Here is a 21207-nt window from a genome sequence, read left to right as displayed (position 1 = left end):
TTCACTAAACAAAGAAACAACACGTTTTATGCGACACCCGTAGTCGGATCATTTACGGCGATCCGGTAGAGACTTGCAGGCCATATCCCTGCTATTATACGAGTCTATGAAGTTAGACACATTATAAAATAATTCTTGAGAAAAAGAAAGTATCGTTCGGAAAAAAGTTTGTTTTCCGAACAAATCTTTATATTTTCAAGGAGAAAACAGTTAAAATCCAAACGATATAGCAACTTCGTACAAAAACTCTAAAAACCGGCTTCTATTTCCAGAAGCCGGTTTTTAGAGTTTTTATTTTTTGATGACGCCGCAAAGGATCCGGTCCCCTGAATTACCGGTAGGATCGGTTTTGTAATCATCCTCCTGGGCGTGTACAACAAGAGCCGTACCTCCCTCTTTCAGCAGAGAATTATCCTTGCCCTCCTGAAGCGTAACAAAAGATGACATTAAATCAGCGCTTGCATTTCCGGATTGGTCGGCCATAATATTTTTTAAATCTCCCACATGCGGTCCTTTTGGGTTTTCAAATCCATGCTGTTTATTGGTGGTGTTAAAGTGCTTGCCGGCTGATTCGAATTTTGGCACTTCACATACGCCGTTTTCATGAAAGTGAATGCCGTGCTTGCCTGGGGTCAGCCCTTTGGCTTCTACTTTTACTTTTACGCCTTCAGCGGCTTGTTCAAGGGTCGCAGTCCCTGCCTTCTGTCCGTGCGAATTCATGAGCTGGACCGTAATCGGCGAGGATTTGGACATGCTTGAAGCCCCCTCCGACTTTGGATCACTTTTCATATTGTTATTATTACTGCTGCAAGCTGAAAGCAGGATACCAAGCGTGAGGATACCCACACCCTTTGCCCATTTTTTCATAAAAATACCTCCTTTAAAAGTCAACTCATTTAAGTGTTGACGGAAAAGGAGGACATTTAAACCTTTAACAATAGAAATAAACCCTTGGAAGGATATTTTTCCAGTCACACTTCCGGTTTCTGAAACTTTAGACCCTTCTGTACATTCGTCTACTTTGTGGTTAAATCTTCTATTGTAATATTCTTCACATGAACCAAATACGTTAAAGCACTTTTGAAGGATGAAAACACCGGAACATTTAAGGAGATATCAGCTTGTACAATGCCCAAGCTGAGCTCTGCACTAAATCCTGTTAAAAGTGCATCAACTCCCATGAGCCGCAATGAAGCAGTCAACTGTTCAATTTGCAGAGCCAGTTCCTGTATTCCCAGTGCCGAAACCTGGAGCGAAGTAATTCCTGTAAAATCCACCACAACGGTGGTCATTCTCTGGCTGGCTACAGCATACAAAAGTCTGGTACGAATTTGCTCCAGTTGGTATACAGAAAGATCACCAGCTAAAGGAACAAGGATAGTATCGGGAATAATAGAAGGAATCATAGGCACCGAAAGTTCAGTAATCACGGATTCTTGCTCCTTCAGCAATTCTTCTTTATGAGCCACATCATCCTTATATTTGTTTTCAAAGGCCCGGCTTAAAGAGTAGATGGTATAATCATTATTTCTGATCAACAATGAACCCATCTCAAAAACATTAAATCCTGTAAAAAGCTCTTGTTCAAAGGCGTACTCCAATTTACTCCATATTTCCTGGCGCAGCAAACTTAACTCCTGGATGGCTGTCTCCATCTCTTTTTGATAACGGTAATAGAAATCCGCCGCTCTCCTTGTCCAAGGATCGATGCTTTTTTTTAAGTCTTCCTTATCTTTATGCAAATTTTGACCGATCAAATCAATAAATTCAGAAATCATGCCAGCATCCAAAAGAAAAACATGGTCTCTCGTATTTTGATTTATGAACTCCTTTTTACTTTGGTTGCTGATCCACCGGCCGATTTCCTCTATTGTTTCTACCATTGATTCGCTTCCTCTCCACCTTAACAACTTCTTTTATACCCTTTATTTTATCAATAAGCATGTGATTTTGCTTTATATTCCAATTAAAAAGCCACCTTTTTTAAAAAGGCGGCTACTCTGTTATATATCCCTTCTCAATGCTTTCAAAACATCCACTTGAGTTGCACGGACGGCTGGACGCAATCCGGAGATCAAGGTAACACCGAAGCAAATGGAAATACAGATCAATGGTAAAGATACCGGAATGTAGGAGAAGTAAAAGTTTTCAGGTGGTTTCTCATGAAAAAACTGCTCAATGAGTAAAGGAAGAATAAGGTTCAAACCTTCAATCTTTCTTAAGATTCTTAATAATTTACAATTTGTGTTAGGATAATATCAATCAATAGAAAGCAAGCTACTTCATAGAAAAGAGGGATCATATGAGCAGATGGCAAGACAAGGAATCACTCACGGCACTTGTAAAAGAACTTGTTGAGATACCAAGTATCTCCACTGAACCGGCTGAAATTGCGATGGCTGAACATCTCTACTACACGCTAAACTCTCTGGATTATTACAAAGAAAACCCCGGCCATTTGCAGCTTCTCCCCATGCCGGATGGACGCAAGCTATTAACGGCCTTTGTCCGAAACGGCTCACACAAGGATACTGTTATCTTGTTAAGCCATTTTGATGTGGTAAACATAGAAGACTATGGCGATTTAAAACATCTTGCCTTCCGTCCATCAGAACTGACGGAACAAATCGAACAACTGCAAAATCTGCCGGATGAATTAATGGAAGATTTGGAGAATGGCCAATGGCTGTTTGGACGCGGCACCATGGATATGAAAGCCGGCGTGGCCCTACACCTTTCCATGATCGAAAAGGCGGCCGAGGGTCACTTCCCCGGAAACATTTTGATGGTTTCCGTTCCCGACGAAGAAGTGAATTCCGCCGGTATGCTGGCTGCCATCCCCGCTCTCGAGCAATTGAAAAAACAATTCTCAATTTCCTATAAAGCCTGCCTGAACGGAGAACCTGCCTTTACCCGCTACCCAGGGGACAAGAATCATTATTTGTACACGGGTACAGTGGGCAAAGTACTTCCCGGTTTTCTTTGTTACGGCCGGGAAACCCATGTGGGTGAACCCTTTGGCGGATTAAACGGTAATCTGATGACAGCAGAAATCACAAAAAGGCTGGAGCTGAATCTCGACTTTTGCGAAACACTTGAGGATGAAGCCATACCGCCACCTGCCAATCTGCTTCAGAAAGATTTAAAAGACCATTATTCCGTTCAGATCCCTCATGCAGCCGTCACGATGTTTAATTTGCTGTTAATGGAAAAATCCTTTACAGAAGTGAACCGGCAGCTGCTCGGACTTGCAAAAGAGGCGGCCAAAAACGTGGAATCCTTTTTTTATAAAAAAGCGCTTGCTTACTCAAAACTGGTCCCTTTTGACGTAAAAAAAACCCCCATATCTGTCTTAACGTTTCAGGAGCTGTATGAAAAAGCACTTGAACTTCATGGTCAGGAGGAGATCACAAGACGTGAAAACTATATTTTGTCGACCCACCCCCATCTCGATGACCGGGATGTAACCACAATGCTGGTCAATGATCTGGCCAGCCTTTGCAAGCAATATGCGCCTATGATCGTTCTTTTTTATGCCCCTCCCTTCTATCCCGCCGTATCGTCGAGGGAGGATTCATTGATCCAGGAGGTTTCAGGAGATGTCATCCAGTTTGCTGAAAAACAATTTCAAATCACATTAAAAAAACAAAACTATTTTGCCGGACTTTCCGACTTGAGCTATGTCGGCCTGTCCTATAAACAAGAGGAACTGCGACCGCTGCTGGACAACATGCCAGTTTACGGTGAACGGTACAACCTTCCATTGGATGAAATGAAGGAGCTGACGATGCCAGTGATGAATTTAGGTCCATTGGGCCGGGATGCGCATAAATGGACCGAGCGCCTTCATCTTTCAACTCTGATTGCTACTCAGCAAATGATTGCTTACACCATTACAAAGCTGTTGGAAAGCTAAGCCTTTAGCATGTTTTCTCGTTTTTTGGAAAGAATATAGCAGGAGTCTTTACAGATGCGATGAGAAAACGATGTAGAAAATGAGGGATCAAATGGCCTGTTATAGCGAATATGACCAATTGAAAGATGTAATTCTTTGTGAGCCCAAGTTCATGAAAATTCGTGAAGTCATCAATGAAACACAGAAATACTATGCTGACGAAAATATCGACACAGAGCTTGCGGTAAAACAGCATAAGAGATTTATCAAGGCCCTTGAAGAGAAAGGGATTACGGTGCACTGTCTTCCAGCCATACAGGAATATCCGGAGCAGGTTTTCACGAGAGATATCGGCTTTACCATCGGACATACGCTGTATATCTCCGCAATGGGGCGGGAAATCAGGCAGGGAGAAGAAAAGATACTGAAAGAGTGGATGAATGAAGAGCACATTACGATCAAGGATTTGCAGCATGACAGTATTGAAGGCGGTGATGTGCTTCTGGACCGAAAAACCGTGTATGTTGGTGTGAGCCACCGCACAAGCCGGGAAGCAATTGCCAATCTCCAGAAGCATGAGCCTGAATATACCATCATTCCGGTTCCCTTCAACGAGAAATATTTGCATCTTGACTGTGTGTTCAACGTTTTATCACCAGAGGAAGCCATCATTTACCCTCCTGCATTCCATGAAGAAGAATTAAAACTGCTGACTTCCCGGTACCAAACGATTGAAATTGATGAAGATGAGCAATTTACGCTCGGTACAAATATATTGTCGATCGGGGACAAAACCATTTTTGCCCTGCCGGTAAATAAAAAAATCAATGCAAAACTCAAAGAAAGAGGCTATCACGTGATTGAAGTGGACATTACCGAGATCATTAAATCAGGCGGTGCCTTTAGGTGCATCACCCTTCCACTTGACCGTCAAAAACCAACTCCATAACCCTGGAACAGCATCCTCTCAACCTGCAGTGGATGCTGTTTTTTCTCTTATTTGCTTTCAATTCTTTCATTATAAAACTATTTTATTTCATAAATGCTGAGGTTCTGATAAAACTCGACAAAATTAGGTTTCTCCCTGCAGTAAATCATGTCCTCTATCAAGGTAAATTGGCTCATTTATCCAAGTTAATGTCAAATTACAACGTTTTCTGTAACATTATGAAATACAAATGTAATATTATTTCACGAAAACTTGTCGATTTTAAATGCTATAATAATCTCTGTGATTAATAGACTGGTAACATTTGCACGAAAAGGGGGACTTATTGTTGAAGAGGAAGATTTTAACTGCAGCCTTAACAATTAGTATTGGACTATCCGGATTTACATACACATCAGCTTCTGCAGAAACGCTGAAAGATGTTCAACAAAAGCAAGCCGAAAACCATGCGGAACAAGCCAAGAAAAACAAGCAGGTTAAAAAAGTACAGGGTGAACAGGACCAGCTCCTGAAGGAATTGGATAAACTCCAAGCGTCGTTACAGAAGACAGCTGACGATATTCAAACCAAAAAAGATGAGATCGCTCAAACAAAAGCGGACATCGAAAAATTGAAAAGTGAAATTACAGAACTTGAAAAACGCATTAAGGCACGTGATGCCTTACTGAAAGAGCGTGTTCGCAATATGTATGAAACAGGCGGCCCTGTAAAATACATAGAAGTGCTGCTTGGTTCACAGGGATTCGGTGATTTCCTTGACCGCATGATCAGCTTGAACATCATTGCGGAGCAGGATAAAACGATTCTGGAAGAACATAGGCGTGACAAGGAGGCAGTTGAACAAAAAAAGCAGCAGGTGGAGTCAAAGCTTTCTTCACTGAACGGCCAATTGGATGAGCTGAATTCATTGAACGGCCAGCTGAAGGATCAAAAAAGCAAGAAAAATAAGATCATGAAGCAGCTTCGCAGCGAAGAAAACCACCTTCATGATGATATCGGCCAGCTTGAAGAGAAAGATGCTCTTCTTGCCGACCAGGAAAAAGCGATCAAAGCAGAAATTGCACGAGCGAAAAAAGAAGCAGCAGAGCGTGCCCGTCGTGAGGCGGCAGCTAAAGCGGCTGCGGCTAAAGCAGCAAAAGAAGCAGCAGCAAGAGAAGCCGCCCAAAAAGCAGCGGCTGAACGTGCAGCAAAGGAGAAAGCAAGCCAACCGGCTCATGAATCTGCGCCAGCACCGGCTCCTGCTCCTAAACCTGAGCCTAGGCCTGAGCCACAGCCAGAACCATCCTACACACCGCCTAGTTCCTCCGGAAAGTTCATCTTCCCGTCAGCAGGTGTTGTTACTTCACAGCTTGGTTCAAGATGGAACAAGTTCCATGCAGGCATTGACATCGCAGCTGGAGGTATTGTTCCAATCCATGCAGCTGCATCCGGAACGGTAATCCGCTCCTACACCTCATCTTCATACGGAAATGTGGTTTTCCTGTCCCATTATATTGATGGACAGCTTTACACGACTGTTTATGCGCACATGAGAGACCGCGCAGTAAGCACCGGTCAGACGGTTTCCCAGGGACAAACTCTTGGGCACATGGGCAGCACTGGCCACTCCACTGGACAGCATCTTCATTTCGAGCTCCATAAAGGACCTTGGAACGTTGGTAAAACCAACGCGGTTAACCCGCTTCCTTACATTCAATAAAAGACCAGTAAAAGCCACCCGGTTATCATTTGCCGGGTGGTTTTTTTATACAAGCAGACGCCGAAGCGGATGTCCTGTGTATTCAGCCATTCTTCTAAAGTTGGGACGGATGATCTGCGCGGTCAAAAAAGCCGACGTCGTGGCTCCCGGACGCCTGCGCTGGTTGAGAATTTCAATGAATTCACCGATCATTCCCACTCCGATGCCATGGCCGAAAAACATCCCATTTCCTAAGTCAATCAAATTCTCGCCCTGCCACTGAGGAGTCGCAGGATGAAACTCCGGATTCTGAATGTAGCGGATGTCCCCCGGCAAGGAATCCCCGCTCGTCACAGCAGTCAGCTGAAGGTCCTCATCATGTTCAGTGCTCCACAACAACAATCCCCGAAACAGCTGATTAAAGGTTGTCGGTCCAATCGTCTCCAGCAACCCTTTATAGAGGATAATCATCATGGCGGTGGTACATTCGAAGGCATATTTTCGTCCATTAACAAAAATATCGGTAATCGCATCCGCCGGTGTGACATCCGGACGGATCAGAAATCCACCATAGGCCGTTAAAATCCAGAATTTCCGGTTCGCTCTTGCTGTTTGAAACGTGGCAAACCGCGCTCCGCTGTTCTTCAGCGCATAAGCAGATGAAACAATGTTTGCACGATATGTGATTTCGAATTGAAGCTGCCTGGAACTATCATAAAAAAAAGACTCCCTGCTGTTCAGCAGTCGTACCGCAGTTGCACGCTGGGCCTCAGAAAATTGTCCGAATCCCGGTATATCTTCTAATGTGTTCAGTTGCTTCCCTTTTATATAAACCACCGTTAGCCCCCCTGTTCCCACAGGATAATATACAAGATATGGGATAAGGAGAAGAAAGGTGATTACTTGGCCCAAAGTGATAAGCCCGAAATCTTAAAATGTGGCTCTTTTGCCATGGTAACGGGAAAAAAAAACGGTTATTTTTGGGAGATCATTGAGATATTAAAAAAGAAAAAAATTTCAAGGAGATAAAAGACATGGACAGCCGAAAAATCCGCCTTACTTTTCTTTTTGTTCTTATGCTAATGATCCTTCCCTTCCATGCAGCAGAAGCAAGCGAATTCCCTTTTACCGTCTATCCTGTTCCAGAAAAAGGAACCATTTTAAAATGGGAAAAAGTGAACCGGCTTTTGCCTACCGGAAAAAAATTCAAGGTTATTGACCTGGAAACCGGCTTTTATTTTTCTGTGCAGCGCCGCGCCGGGAACAAACATGCCGATGTTCAGCCGTTGACCTATAAAGACACCGCAGTCCTGAAGCACCTTTATAACGGGAAATGGAGCTGGCGCCGGCGGGCTATCCTCATACCGGTTAAGGGGAAAATGCTGGCCGCTTCCATGCATGGCATGCCCCACGGAGCGGGAGCGCTACAAAACGGCTTTCCGGGCCATTTTTGCATTCATTTCGCCGGAAGCACCACGCATAAAACACGCAACGCGGATCCTTCCCATAAATTGATGATCTTAAAAGCAGGGGGAAAACTTGAAGATTACGCTCATCACGCCAACCCGCATCAGATTGTTCAAATGTACTTATTGTCACTCAAAGAAAATGATCCAGATTTGATGAAACCGGTTCTACCTGAAAAAGGGGTGGAACGCAAAAAGCTTTTGAAAACGGGTAAAGGCGTAACCGCCATCCATTATGATATCCGGGGGAAAGAATCAAAAAAGCATCGCACGTTTAAAACCGTTATTCCCGTTAAAACGGTGATTTACAGAGAAAATAAAGGTGTGGAAAAGACGCTGATTCACATCACAGTGGCGAGGCTGACACCATGGTCCGCTTGGAAAATCAGCAAAGTGGATTTGGGGAGATGAGCTTACTCAGGAAAAGTTAAGAAATATTTTCGTTTTTTGAAGGAGCCAGTTTCTTGCAGTTTAAGGGACCTCACATTTTGCAAGCTACGGAGGAGGACGGTACAAGAAGAAAATGCCGGAATTGGCTGTGGCTAATGTATTTTTCGTGATTCAGGGGATTTTAATAAGTAAACATCCCCTGTTTGAGCTGCCAAAAAATAAAATACATGCGTGTTTGAATGATTTACTGGCCGAAATTGAAAATTTACTGAACAACACCATATTATGTCAACTACGCTTACTCTCTTTCGACTTCACGCCCCCCTCACTCCACTCCATACTTCTTCAGCTTGTCATACAAACTTGTCTTGCCGATACCGAGAGTTTTGGCAGTCTTCAGCCGGTCGCCATGGTGCTCCCTTAGCGCAGCCTGCAACACCCGCCTTTCTGTTTCCTCCATGATCTCCTTCAGGCTGCGTTTCCCCAGGGACAGCACGGAAACTTCTTTTAAGTAATCAGGAAGGGCGTCTTTTGTGATCCGCTCACCATGGCACAAATGGACGGCGGCTTCGATGACATTTTCAAGCTCGCGCGCGTTGCCGGGCCAATTGTGGCTGTCAAACAAACCGGCTACATCTTCCTGAAGTCCCAGTATCCGGCGTCCGGAACGCTTATTGATTTTGGCAAGAAAATGCCGGGAGAGTTCTTTAATATCTTCCGGCCGGTCACGCAATGGAGGGATGTTCACCTGAATCACATTGATTCGGTAAAACAAATCCTCCCGAAACCGCTGCTCCTCTACCATTTTCTCCAGCGGTTTATTGGTGGCCGCGATCACACGAACATCCACCTTTACCGGCCTCACACTGCCGACCGCTTCCACTTCACGGTCCTGAAGCACGCGCAGCAACTTCACCTGCATGTGAAGGGGCATATCACCGATTTCATCGAGAAAAATGGTTCCTCCGTCAGCCAGTTGAAATTTACCAAGCTTGCCTCCCCTTTTGGCACCGGTAAAAGCTCCTTCCTCGTAACCGAACAGCTCCGATTCCAAAAGATGTTCCGGGATGGCACCGCAATTGACCTTTATGAAAGGCTTATTTGAGCGTTCACTTAATTGATGGATGCTGTGGGCAAACAGTTCCTTGCCTGTCCCGCTTTCACCCCGAATCAGCACTGAAACGTCACTTGCCGCTACTTTTTTGATCCGCTCTTTTAAAACCTTCACCTCGGATGAAGAGCCTACAATATCATGGAGAGAATATTTCGCACCGGTATTCTCCTCCTGAACACTGCGGTAATATTCCAGTTCCGTTAACAGGTTTTTGATATGGGAGTTCATGGTCCGCCACTCTTCAGTATCTCTGAAGGTAACGGTTCCAACGGCACCAACGACCTTGCCGGCCTGACGGATGGGAAGGCGATCCGCGATCATATAATTGCCTTCAATGAACTGCAAATCGGCAATCTCCTCTTTTCCCGTCCTGGCCACTATATGCATTCTCGTATTTTCAATCACATCGGTCACATGCCTGCCGACCGATTCTTGCTGATCCACTTTAATAAAATCGCAATACGCCTGATTTAAATAGGTAATGATGCCGTTAATGTCAATGACAACCACGCAATGAAAGGCATTATCAATAATCGTTTTCAGGAGTTCATCTTTAAACTGAAGTTCTGTAATTAACACGTCTGACACCTCTACTCTTTCATGTAGAAGCTGCCTTTGCTAAAAGCAGAGGCAGCCTGATGGTTTATTTCGTCTCTACTGTACCTTCACTTGCATAGTAATCACGAACCTGATCTCTGAGGGCACGTTTTAAAAACTTGCCGACCGATGTTTTTGGAATTTCATCCATAAACAAAACATCGTCCGGGATCCACCATTTGGCAAACTGCGGTTTTAAATACTCTTTGATGTCTTCCTTAGTGACCGTGCTACGGGCTCCTTCCTTCAACACCACACAGGCGATCGGCCGCTCCTGCCACTCTGGATCAGGAACCGCTACCACGCAAGCCTCGAATATATCCTCATGAGCGATGAGAGCGTTTTCAAGATCAACAGATGAAATCCACTCTCCCCCGCTCTTGATCAGATCTTTCGTGCGGTCCACAATTTTTATTGTCCCTTCCTCATCCACTGTGACAACATCACCGGTATGAAGCCAGCCGTCTTCAAAGGCGGAAGATTCTTCACCGTAATATTCATCAGCGATCCAGTTGCCCCGAAGAAAAAGCTCTCCCATTTCATTGCCATCCCATTTGACATCTCCATTTGCGCCTATTACCTTCATTTCCACGCCCGGTACCAGGTATCCCTGCTTTGCCCGGATATTCAGCTTTTCTTCGTCGCTGAGATCCTGCTGGTAGCTTTTAATTCGGGAAAAAACCACAAGGGGACTGGTTTCTGTCATGCCATATGCGTGTGCAAACGGAATGTCATGCCTGGATTCAAATGCCTGGATCAGCCCTTTAGGTGCAGCTGAACCCCCGCATAAAATATAACGAAGACTGCTTGTATCATAATCCCCTTCATCAAGCACTTTCAGCAATCCGAGCCAAATCGTCGGCACTCCTGCAGTAATGGTGACGTTCTCCTGTTCAATCAGTTCCGCTAGAAGCTTTGGAGTAAACTGTGGCCCCGGAAGTACTTGGGTGGTCCCGAACCAGACGGCCGCAAACGGAAGACCCCAGGCGTTCACATGAAACATTGGAACGACAGGCATACAGATATCGGATTCTGAAACACTTCCTCCATCCACATGGCCTAGTGCCATACTGTGAAGAACGATCCCCCGATGGGAATAGACAACACCCTTTGGATTTCCTGTGGTGGCAGATGTATAGCACATGCCCGCCGGTTCATTTTCATCAATATCCGGATTAAAAGCAAAGTTCGGATCACCTTCATCGAGCAGGGCTTCATAATGATAAAGCGGCTCTAATGGGGAATCAGGCAGTTCTGGCTCATCGGTCATCAGGATGAACGATTGCACACCTGGAATCTCTTCCCTGATCCCTTCAATCAGCGGTAATATATCCTGATCAATCAAAAGCACTTTGTCTTTTGCATGATTGATGATATAAGCAATATGAGCAGGTGATAAGCGAATATTGATCGTATGAAGAACAGCTTCTGCTCCCGGAATCCCGAAATAAGCTTCGAGATGCCGGTGATGGTTCCAGGCCAGTGTTCCTACCTTATCTCCCTTTTGGACCCCTTTTTTTTTCAGCGCACTGCTCAGCCGCCTTGTTCGATTGGCGATTTCACGGTACGTAAACGTTCGAATACCAGAAGCCGTCCGGCTGACTACCGTTTTTTTAGGGAAAAACATTTCGGCATGCTCCATCATCGCTGTAACACGTAAAGGCACATTCATCATCATTGATTACCTCCCCTGGATTGATAAAAAATGTAAAACCATTGCGGTTGTGCATCCTCATTTGTACCTAGATTATTACTTCACCACAGGCGTTAAAATCCCTTGTTTTCCCTAAAGAAAAGGATCGGATGGGATTAATCTCCTAATTACAGGGGATACTTCGAATACCATGCAAATAGAAAGGAGGAACAGAAACCATGAAAAAGGAACACAAAGACGAACCCACTGTTGCACCCGGAATGAATGACGCAGAGGAATTAAATCAAGAGGCAACTGAAGAAGAGATTGAAAACGGAGAGTTTACCGAAGTAACCACCATGTCATGGGATGAAGTGGATCCCAGCGGGTCAGAGTAAAAAGCAAAAAGGCGTTATGTAAAATGCACAGCGCCTTTTTTATATGATCACCTTGTGGTTAATACAGCATAAAGGATAAAAAACAGAGCCAGTTCACCAATAATCAAGATATTTGGGGTTACAACAATAAGATTAATGATTAAGAAAGCAACAAGAACTCCTAAAAAAAGCCCAAGATGATGGTAGCCTAAACGATCTTTTTCATACCTGTACTGATGAAAGACAAGAGTGGTAGCCACAAAGTAAACGAATACAGAACCAAATACAAAATACACGATGAATGCATAGTCGACTTCGTGCAGAAACAACAGCTGTATGGAAGCTGCAATCATACTCAACGACATTAAAATAAACAAATGGCCGTATATGATGGTTTGCCCCGCGGTTTGAATTTCCTTGTTCACTTTCTTTTCCACGTTGTCAAAATACTGCCACCACATGGCGATGATCAGGATGAAAGAAAGAATGGAAAATGAGATAGAGTTCCAATCCCTTTTTTGCGGCTGCATCACGGCCAGCGTACTGACCACCGTTTCTCCAAAGAGAATTAAGGTTAATAAAGCAAACCGTTCCAACAAATGAGCAGTATGCGGCGGGCCTTTTACAAGATAACGGCGCCCCACGATGGGCATCAGCATATCAATAACAATGCCTGCATACAGTACCGCATAGCGAAACCAGGAATCAAAGAAAAGGGATAGGGAGGACACAGCAATGCCGATCCAAAAGGTTCTGCCCAAATACCAGGCAATACGCTTTACATCTCCCTTTTCCACATCCTGAACCACCAGATACTGAATGGCCGTTAATCCTCTAAGGCCCAAATAGCCGATCAGAAAAGAAAGATAATAATGATCAAAATCTACAGACAGACTCGAGATCATGGTCAATACGAACACCATTTGAAGAATCATAAACAGGCGCTGATACGAAGAGTCTTCACCAAACCGGTTAATGAACATGGTCTGCCCGGTCCATGCCCACCAAACAGGAACAAACATCAATACAAATTTCACAAGATATTCCGTATGAATATAACCCTCTTCTACATGCAGTATCGCATGTGTTGCCTTGGCTACTGCTGCTGCAAACAACAAATCGTAAAAGAGTTCCAGCCAAGTTACTTTTTTCTCCTCCAAATTCCCCTTTCCCCTTCCCGTCTACCTTGCAAAATATGTAATTACTGTCCTATAAATAGAGCGATTTGATCTTTTCTGCGACTGCATCAATATTGCTTGCGACTTGCGGGAAGGAATAACCGACATACAGCGGGGAAGCGGCAAAGCGCGGCACCACTTTTGCGATGATGGTCTCATCCATCCGGTAAAAGAAAAGGTTGTAGCTGCTGCAGTTTTTATTAAAATGATTCAACAGGAAGTGTGTGGACAACTGAATGTAATCCGCCAGTTCCTTTGTTTTTCCCCGGTCTTTCATAAGAATATTCAGCTCATAAAACCCCATTTTTGGTTTGGTGGATATGTTAAATTCAATACCATATTGCTGGTCAATGGGTAAGCCCTCAAACTGAGAAGCACTGATGTTTTCATGGTAATCCGCTTCCTTGAAGCCAATAATCTGCATATGCGGGTGGCGAAGTGTTCCTCCCGAGAACGGCCCATGGTTTTTAAAAAAGATAACGGATTTGTAATCCCCGCTTTCAATTGTTTTTTCCCATGCTTGAAGGCCAAAGTCAATCAATGTGTAGAGATGGTCTTTGCTGTACTCGGAAAGCTCCGAAAAACAATCCTTCGTTTCAATCAAAACGGTTTGAAAGGCATCGGCCAGCACAGGATACTTGTTCTTCAGCCAAATGATATCTCCCTTTTCTTCCAGGATATCTGTAAGGCTTTCTCGATCACAAAACGGGCACTTGGTTGCCGTATTCCTGATGCTTTCCGGTTTTTGTGTGCCAATATTCATATTAAAAAGTAGAGGACTTTGCATGAAGATCACCCTTTGTTTAATGAATAAAGAAAATATACTTACTATCATTCTTCCCTTAGGCAGGAAAAACCTCTTCTTAGCGAAGAGGCTTTTCTTTCATATACGATTTAAATGTATTTTTGACTTTCGGCACAACATAGTGGCTGCCGCCTTTATCCTGAACACCTTCGATCATCATGGAAATCAGAAGGCTCGGATCTTTTTGATTGAATGCCACGAAGTAGCCGTTTTCCTTACCTTTTTCACCAATCTTGGACTTCAATTCGGCGGTGCCCGTCTTGCCGGCAAGAACTAAATTCTTCAAAGGAGGCTTATAGCCGGTCCCTCTCTTGTCCTCCACCACCTTCACAAGATCACTCCGGATTCTTGAAGCCGTTTCAGGCGAGATTACATTTTTCTTCCAGATTTTTTCTTCAGGCTTGTCTTCTTTCTCCAATTTTGGAGCGATCAAGTTGCCATTGTTGATAAATGGTGTGTAGGAGAGCCCGAGGTGCAAAATGTTCATTTCCACTCTGCCCTGCCCGTAACCTGTATCAGCAAGCATGCCTTCTGAATTGATATCATCCTTTGTCAGTGAAGAATTTTCAAAGTCCAGTTCAAATGGTATATCTTCATTAAATCCAAACTTTTCTGCGCCCTTTACCATATCGTCTTTTCCAATGGCCAGTGCGGTTTGAGCAAAATAAATGTTATCGGAATACATCAACGCCTTCTCCAGATCGACGGATGGCACTGTTGCCACGCGGGTTACAAACTTCTTGTCCCAGCCCTTTTTCTGCCACTTTTTGCCCGATATCTGAACTTCCTTATTCGGATCCAGCTTGTTGGTTTCAAGGCCGATGGATGCTGTAATCGGCTTGAAGGTAGAGCCAGGTGCGTAGGTATAGGCGAAACGGTTTAACATCGGCTGCTTCGGATCTTTTTCCAGGCTTTGATATTTCGACGAGGAAATGCCAAGAACAAAATCATTCGGATCAAATCCAGGACTGTTTACAAGCGCTAGGACTTCCCCGGTTTTTGGATTGATGGCAGAAGCGGTGCCGACATCCTTTTTCATTTGATTGTACAGATCCGACTGAAGATACATATCAATGTTCAAGGTTACCGATTTTCCGTCAACTGCTTCTTTTTCGGCCACTTTCCTTTTTTCATTTTCCGCCGAATCAACAATACGGATGACACCGCCGTTTGTTCCGCGAAGCTGTTTCTCATAAAACTTTTCAAGTCCTCTTCTTCCGATCACGTCGGTAGATTCATAGCCTTGAGATTGCAGTTTTTTAAGCTCATCGGCTTTGATCGGCTGAACGAATCCGGTAAGATGGGACGCGGCTTCCTTATAAGGGTAAACCCTTGTCTCTATCGATTGAGTGGAAATCCCTTTAATTTTCTCCACCTTTTTCAGGCGCGGATCATCTTCAGCAATGGTTTTAACAGGAACAAAGAAACCAGGCTGGACCCATGAAGCATTCAGGGCATTATCAATGGTTTTCTTATCGATTCCAAGCACTTTTGCGAGTTCTTCTTTGCTGGCCTCTTTTTTATCAGGAAGGTTCTGCGGAACAATTCCGACCTGGTAAGCCATCCCGTTAACGGCAAGTCCATTGCCGTTGCGGTCGAGAATTTCTCCACGTTTTGCTTTATTGGTCTGTACTCTCACCTTATCCCCCTTCTCCATTCCCGGGAAGATCTGTGAGTAGTCCCAATTAATGTACCAGTTCTTCTTGTCGTTTTTTTCCTGTTCCTTCATTTTTATCTTGTGCTTATAGCTTACAGGGCCAGCAACTGTATCCATTTTTACGTTGTATGTATACGTAATGTTTCCATTTTTATCAGGTTCCGGCTCTTCTTTTGGAATCGCTGGCTTGATGGAAATCTTTTGAGCTTTGATTCCTCCGTAAATCGCAGAATACTTTTTTACAAAGTCATCCTTTTTGATGGCTTTCTTACTGCTGTCAGACAGCATATCGTACATCTTATTGAAATTCATAGACTGCCAGTTTTTCATATAATCTTTAATTCTCGGCTCGGGATTTGGACTGTCGGAACACCCGGCAATCACCATGAGCAGCAACGCGATCAACATTATACCTAATCTCTGTTTCACTTCCACTTTCCCTCCTGGCTTTTCACTCTCTTTTTCTATTTTAATCCATTTAAAAGGATAATCGTAGCGATAACCCTTCTTTTATCATTTCATTTCCATCTATGCTACCACAACTTCGTTAAAAATCTGCATTTTCTGTCGAATACGAGGTTAAAAACATGTCGTTCCGGGAAAATTTAAAGTAATCAATTACACCGATTTCTTTTAAAAAAATCCCTTACAAAAAGAGGTGCATTTTCATGAACAGCGGTAATTGGTATGTGAAGAAACGTTCAGCTTACAAGACATGGAAGGAAAGGCTGGATAGGGAAATGACCTTTCAGCAGTCCCTGATTTACGGAATTCCCGCCATTGTTATGATCGGGTTTATTTTTCTAAAATAAAGCAAGCCTTCATCTCAGATTGCGGGATGAAGGCTTGTTTTTGGTTTTCTTTATACTTGGCCAACCCAATTTTCTTGAGATGGTTTTCTGCATTTGTTGCGGATGGCATCATATTCATCTTTCGTCAGTGCCCCTTTTGCGAGCAGCTGTGCGTTCTTGGTCCAGCGCTCCGGATTCTGGGTTCCAACAATTGCTGTATGAACACCAGGAGTGCTTAATGTAAAACGAAGAGCTTTCTCCACAGAGGCAGTAAATTCATTGTCCAGAAAATCATATTGGAGATGCTGCGGGCGCTCCCAATACTCCTGAATGTATTCATTGTCCGGCTTTTCCCCCGACTTCCAGGCAACATTGGCGATCGGGCGCTTCGCAATCACACAATCCAGAGGCATGTCCGCACTTGGTAATCAAGTAGAAGTCGTTCCTTCTCGTGAGACATCGTTTTTCCAATCAATTCCTCGCTGTTGCCGTAGCATTCGGCCGTATCGATAAAATTCAGTCCTGCATCGAGCGCACTGCCCAGTAGCCGGTCCACCGTTTCTGCAGTAGCGCCTGAAAATCCAATTTCCGCCCCGCCAAATCCCAATACTGAAACTTCCATGTCCGTTTTTCCAAAAGCTCTTTTTTCCATTAAAGATTCCTCCTGAAAAAATATGCGTCATACGATTCAGCTGCTATTCCGGCCGTTCTAATGTAAAAATATCACCGAGCCTGGAGTAATTATTGCCTGCCAGACGGCTCACCGGTTTTAAACCAACAGCATCAATCCGTCCCTCTTCATAGAGTTCTTCTTTAATATGGTAGTGGACGACACGCCCGATCAGCAGATCGCAAGCGGGATTTTCACTTGTTCCGCCAAGGGGGATAGATTGGTCCAGCACACATTCAAGACGGATGTTTGCTTCCCGCAGTCCAGGAACTCCGACAGCCGTACTATCTACCGGGGTAAGGGAAGCGAGCTCCACCTCGCTTTCATCTGGTGGTAGGCTGGCAGCTGTTTTGTTGATGGCTTCCACATAGCTTTCATCGGAAATGTGAACCACGAACTCCCCTGCCTCCATAGCGTTCCTGGCGGTATCCTTTGGATTGCCGTTTGAGCGCTGGACAGAAACAGAGATGAGCGGGGGTGATGAACAGACAACATTGAAATAGCTGAAAGGCGCCGCATTCAATATACCCTCTTTTGTTAAGGAAGTAACAAAAGCGACAGGTCTGGGTATGACGCTTCCCGTCAGAAATTTATAGTTTTCCCGGTCAGATAATTGTGATGGATCGATGGATTTCATGAAGGTTCTCCTTCCCCTGGGTCAAATTTAAAAGTAGTATTTTTGAAACCAGGCCGCAGCTCGCTCTGCTTCTGGCTGTGTAAGCTGATGGCCATAATTTTCCCAATGCGTTTCCACTTCGGCTCCTGCCTCTTTCAAAAGGTGTTCCAGCTCTTCAGTTTCCTGGGGCGGGCAGATCGGATCGTTCTTTCCTGCGCCGATAAATACGTTAACTCCGTTTAAGTCGGGTAGTTGAATTCCTCTTAGTGGAACCATTGGATGATGGAGAACAGCTCCGCGCAAACTCTCTTCATAATGAAACAATAAGCTGCCGGCAATGTTAGCGCCGTTGGAGTAACCGACTGCCACCACGTTATTGCGGTCAAATTCATATTTGCCTGCGGCTTCATCCAAAAAATCGTGCAATTCTTTTGTACGGAACTTTAAATCGTCTTCGTCAAACACGCCTTCCGCCAATCGTCTAAAAAAGCGGGGCATGCCATTTTCCAAAACATTTCCTCTTACACTTAAAATGGAAGACTCCGGAGAAATGAGGGAACCAAGAGGAACGAGGTCCTCCTCGTTCCCTCCGGTTCCATGGAGCAAAAGCAAAACTGGCGCATCTGCATTGGTTCCTTTATTAAAAATATGCTTCATCATGATTGGTCCTCCTTCAATACGCGGGCATCAGCAGGCAGCAATACCGCTTCAATTTTTTCACGCTCAGGTTCAAGCCACGGTGGGAGAAGCAGATTTTTCCCCATAACATCTTTTGGCTCATCGCGCGCAAATCCGGGAGGATCAGTCGCAATTTCAAAAAGAATACCGCCAGATTCCCTGAAATACACCGCGTTAAAATATTGCCGGTCAATAATGGGAGTGACTTCATAGCCGTTATTTCCCACATGGCTTCTCCATTGCTCGTGGTCTTCGTAATCTGATGCACGCCAGGCAATGTGATGGACGGTACCTGTGCCCATCATTCCTCTTGGTTGTGCAGTTGTTTTCACATCAATAATATTTCCCAAATCAGAAGATGTTCTAAACCGGACATACTCTCCTTCTTCTCCTACTTTTTCCATACCCATTACATCTGTCAGCAAGTTCATCGTTTTATGAGGAGCACCTGACAATAACACAGCGCCTCCAAATCCTTTGATTGCCACATCGGCTGAGACACCGCCAAATGACCATTCACTGTTCTTGCCTTCGCTGCGGCTCACCAATTCAAGATGAAGCCCATGCGGATCGTCAAATGTTAAGTAATGTTCACCATAGCGCTCCGTTTTTTCATAAGGTACGTTAAAGGTGGTCAAACGATTTTCCCAAAAGTCAAGTGAGTTCTCCGGCACGACGAAAGAGGTTACTCCCACTTGCCCTGCTCCCGTTCTTCCGCTATAGGCTCCTGGCCAAGGGAAGAACGTCATGATGGTTCCTGGTGATCCCTCTTCATTTCCAAAATAAAGATGGTATGTGCCTGGGTCATCAAAGTTAACTGTTTTCTTCACGAGTCGTAAACCAAGCACACCTGCGTAAAAATCAACGTTCTCCTGTGGATTGCCTACAATGGCCGTAATATGGTGAATTCCGCTGGTTCTTTTTTCCATCTTACTCTCTCCCTTCATGGGTTTAACTTACTTTATGTAAGTATTGTAACAAATGTAACTTACTAAAGTCAAGCGTCACTCTCCCATTCAACATTGTAAAAATTACTTAAACTCCAACGATAGCTTCTTTACATTAAAATCAAAGATAAAAAAGAAGGTTATTCCAAATATCTGACTAAAAACCGAACATTAATTATAAAAATTTATAAAAAGTTCGTAAAAAATATTGTGTTTATTTTCAGATTTTGCTATAGTTACTAAGGTTGAGACAAACGTGTCTGGAGGGTTTTTTATGAATACTACCTATGATGTGATCGTTGTTGGCGCAGGACCGGCCGGAATCTTTGCTTGCTATGAACTGACCCGCAAAATGCCGCATGCCAACATTTTATTGGTTGATAAAGGACATGATATATATTCTAGAAATTGCCCAATTTTGCAGAAGAAAATTCAAAAATGCCCACCTGCTGCCGGAAGAAAAGAATTTGCTGGATGTCTTCCTGCCTGTTCCATTACGAACGGCTTTGGAGGGGCAGGGGCATATTCCGATGGAAAATTTAACATTACAAGCGAATTTGGCGGCTGGATGACAGATTACCTGCCGGAAGAAACGGTTGTTGATCTAATTAAATATGTAGACAGCATTAATCTTGAACACGGGGCGACGGATACCATTACCGACCCATTGACAGCTGAAGTTAAAGATATCGAACGACGCGCGTATGCTGCAGGGTTGAAATTACTTCGCGCACAAGTGCGCCACCTGGGAACAGAACAAAACCTGGAGATCCTGACCAGCATCTATGAATATTTAAAACAAAAGATCAGCATGCGCTATAAAGCAGAAGTGTTGGATCTTGTTACGGAGAAAGTGGATGGCACCTACAAGGCTGTTGGTGTGGAATTAAAGGACGGCACCCAATTGAATGCAGATAAAATTGTGATTGTCCCTGGCCGTGACGGTTCATCCTGGCTGACTAAAATTTTGAAAAAACGCCGTTTGAAAATGGCTGCCAATCAGGTCGATATCGGCGTTCGTGTGGAAACATCCAACGTGGTGATGGAAGAAATCAACACGCATTTGTACGAGGGGAAATTTATTTTCAATACATCGGTCGGAACACGGGTCCGCACCTTCTGCAGCAATCCTTCCGGTCACGTGGTGGTTGAAAACCATTCCGGAATCATGCTTGCCAATGGACATGCTTACAAAGACCCGGCCCTTGGAAGCCCGAATACGAACTTTGCCCTACTCGTTTCCCATACGTTTGATGATCCGTTTGATGAACCGACTGAATATGCCCACGAGGTTTCAAAGCTGGCGAACCAGTTGTCTTCTGGCGGGCTTGTAGTTCAAAAATACGGAGATATCAAGAAAGGACGACGCTCCACGGAAAAACGGCTGAAAGAAGGATTCCTTAGTCCGACACTAAAAGAAGCCGTACCCGGCGATCTCGGGCTTGTGCTTCCATACAATACGATGAAAAGTTTAATTGAAATGACCGAAGCCCTGAACGAGGTAACACCTGGTATCGCTTCAGAACACACTTTGTTTTACGGAGTGGAAGCCAAGTTCTACTCTGCCCGTCCAAAACTTAATGAGAAATTTGAATCTGAAATTTCCGGTCTGTATGTTGGCGGAGATGGAGCGGGCATTACCCGCGGTCTTGCTCAAGCCAGCGCCTGCGGTGTCTGGATTGCCCGGGATATCGCCGAAAAGCTGGAAACAAAAGAAAAAGATCTTGTGATTGTTGGATAATGACCGATTAATGGACTCATGGATT

18 protein-coding genes, 1 pseudogene and 1 riboswitch are annotated in these 21207 nt (G+C 44.3%); of the genes and pseudogenes, 7 read left to right on the top strand and 12 right to left on the bottom strand.

The genetic code is table 11. The features are described 5' to 3' along the window. Positions 1-20: 20 nt before the first annotated feature. A riboswitch (purine riboswitch) is annotated at positions 21-122 on the bottom strand. A 169-nt stretch (positions 123-291) separates the two neighbouring features. Together AS030_RS12260 and AS030_RS12255 are read right to left on the bottom strand one after the other, a co-directional pair. After that, on the bottom strand, positions 292-867 hold the full coding sequence (locus AS030_RS12260) for a superoxide dismutase family protein (RefSeq protein WP_061972132.1): 576 nt from the start codon (positions 865-867) through the stop codon (positions 292-294). Positions 868-1016: 149 nt separating this feature from the next. Further along, positions 1017-1883: an STAS domain-containing protein gene (locus AS030_RS12255; protein WP_061972131.1), complete on the bottom strand. Its 867-nt coding sequence runs from the start codon at positions 1881-1883 to the stop codon at positions 1017-1019. A gap of 419 nt (positions 1884-2302) precedes the next feature. Here AS030_RS12255 and AS030_RS12250 point away from each other — a divergent pair, with 419 nt between their 5' ends. The 3 genes from AS030_RS12250 (at position 2303) to AS030_RS12240 (ending at position 6543) form a co-directional block, all read left to right on the top strand. Continuing rightward, entirely contained in the window at positions 2303-3916 is a 1614-nt protein-coding gene (locus AS030_RS12250; RefSeq protein ID WP_061972130.1) for a M20/M25/M40 family metallo-hydrolase, read from the top strand. A gap of 91 nt (positions 3917-4007) precedes the next feature. After that, positions 4008-4844: a dimethylarginine dimethylaminohydrolase family protein gene (locus tag AS030_RS12245; protein WP_240482334.1), complete on the top strand. Its 837-nt coding sequence runs from the start codon at positions 4008-4010 to the stop codon at positions 4842-4844. A gap of 328 nt (positions 4845-5172) precedes the next feature. Further along, positions 5173-6543, top strand: a complete 1371-nt coding sequence (locus tag AS030_RS12240; protein ID WP_061972128.1) for a murein hydrolase activator EnvC family protein — start codon at positions 5173-5175, stop codon at positions 6541-6543. A 45-nt stretch (positions 6544-6588) separates the two neighbouring features. Here AS030_RS12240 and AS030_RS12235 read toward each other — a convergent pair whose 3' ends face one another. After that, entirely contained in the window at positions 6589-7359 is a 771-nt protein-coding gene (locus AS030_RS12235) for a hypothetical protein (protein WP_082635807.1), read from the bottom strand. Between the two features lie 197 nt (positions 7360-7556). On the opposite strand from AS030_RS12235, the gene AS030_RS12230 reads away from it, so the two are divergent. Beyond that, positions 7557-8399 carry a hypothetical protein gene (locus AS030_RS12230; RefSeq protein ID WP_061972127.1) on the top strand — a complete coding sequence of 281 codons (843 nt, stop codon included), beginning with the start codon at positions 7557-7559 and terminating at the stop codon, positions 8397-8399. Between the two features lie 304 nt (positions 8400-8703). Here the strand turns inward: AS030_RS12230 and AS030_RS12225 are convergent, their stop codons facing one another. Both AS030_RS12225 and AS030_RS12220 read right to left on the bottom strand, forming a co-directional pair. Beyond that, a complete protein-coding gene (locus tag AS030_RS12225) occupies positions 8704-10071 on the bottom strand; it encodes a sigma-54 interaction domain-containing protein (RefSeq protein ID WP_061972126.1) in 1368 nt (455 codons plus the stop codon). Positions 10072-10135: 64 nt separating this feature from the next. Next, positions 10136-11764, bottom strand: a complete 1629-nt coding sequence (locus AS030_RS12220; RefSeq protein ID WP_176716396.1) for a long-chain fatty acid--CoA ligase — start codon at positions 11762-11764, stop codon at positions 10136-10138. Between the two features lie 197 nt (positions 11765-11961). Here AS030_RS12220 and AS030_RS24015 point away from each other — a divergent pair, with 197 nt between their 5' ends. Further along, positions 11962-12120 carry a hypothetical protein gene (locus tag AS030_RS24015; protein ID WP_169792705.1) on the top strand — a complete coding sequence of 53 codons (159 nt, stop codon included), beginning with the start codon at positions 11962-11964 and terminating at the stop codon, positions 12118-12120. A 47-nt stretch (positions 12121-12167) separates the two neighbouring features. On the opposite strand, the gene AS030_RS12215 is transcribed toward AS030_RS24015, so the two are convergent. The 3 genes from AS030_RS12215 to AS030_RS12205 all read right to left on the bottom strand — a co-directional run bounded on the left by AS030_RS12215 (position 12168) and on the right by AS030_RS12205 (position 16168). Then, positions 12168-13259: a low temperature requirement protein A gene (locus tag AS030_RS12215; RefSeq protein WP_061972124.1), complete on the bottom strand. Its 1092-nt coding sequence runs from the start codon at positions 13257-13259 to the stop codon at positions 12168-12170. Between the two features lie 49 nt (positions 13260-13308). Next, complete coding sequence (locus AS030_RS12210) at positions 13309-14064, bottom strand: DUF4931 domain-containing protein (RefSeq protein ID WP_061972123.1); 756 nt, start codon at positions 14062-14064, stop codon at positions 13309-13311. Between the two features lie 76 nt (positions 14065-14140). After that, on the bottom strand, positions 14141-16168 hold the full coding sequence (locus AS030_RS12205; RefSeq protein WP_141687076.1) for a penicillin-binding transpeptidase domain-containing protein: 2028 nt from the start codon (positions 16166-16168) through the stop codon (positions 14141-14143). Between the two features lie 239 nt (positions 16169-16407). Between AS030_RS12205 and AS030_RS23630 the strand changes: the two genes are divergently transcribed. Further along, entirely contained in the window at positions 16408-16551 is a 144-nt protein-coding gene (locus AS030_RS23630; protein WP_156412572.1) for a hypothetical protein, read from the top strand. A gap of 50 nt (positions 16552-16601) precedes the next feature. Here the strand turns inward: AS030_RS23630 and AS030_RS23050 are convergent. From AS030_RS23050 to AS030_RS12180, 4 genes and pseudogenes are all read right to left on the bottom strand, one after another. Next, positions 16602-17182 (bottom strand): annotated as a pseudogene (locus AS030_RS23050) (aldo/keto reductase). 43 nt (positions 17183-17225) lie between these two features. Beyond that, positions 17226-17837 carry a flavin reductase family protein gene (locus AS030_RS12190; RefSeq protein WP_061972119.1) on the bottom strand — a complete coding sequence of 204 codons (612 nt, stop codon included), beginning with the start codon at positions 17835-17837 and terminating at the stop codon, positions 17226-17228. Positions 17838-17864: 27 nt separating this feature from the next. Continuing rightward, complete coding sequence (locus AS030_RS12185) at positions 17865-18473, bottom strand: alpha/beta hydrolase (protein WP_061972942.1); 609 nt, start codon at positions 18471-18473, stop codon at positions 17865-17867. Then, positions 18473-19423 (bottom strand): ring-cleaving dioxygenase, encoded by a 951-nt coding sequence (locus tag AS030_RS12180; protein WP_061972118.1) that lies wholly within the window; start codon positions 19421-19423, stop codon positions 18473-18475. Before AS030_RS12180 ends, AS030_RS12185 begins: the two co-directional genes overlap by 1 nt. Before the next feature lie 292 nt (positions 19424-19715). Here AS030_RS12180 and AS030_RS12175 point away from each other — a divergent pair, with 292 nt between their 5' ends. Beyond that, entirely contained in the window at positions 19716-21182 is a 1467-nt protein-coding gene (locus AS030_RS12175) for an NAD(P)/FAD-dependent oxidoreductase (protein WP_061972117.1), read from the top strand. The last annotated feature ends 25 nt before the right edge of the window (positions 21183-21207 follow it).

The organism is Fictibacillus enclensis (assembly GCF_001457035.1).
GTDB lineage: Bacteria > Bacillota > Bacilli > Bacillales > Fictibacillaceae > Fictibacillus_C > Fictibacillus_C enclensis.
This window is presented reverse-complemented; position numbering and strand designations above follow the sequence as displayed.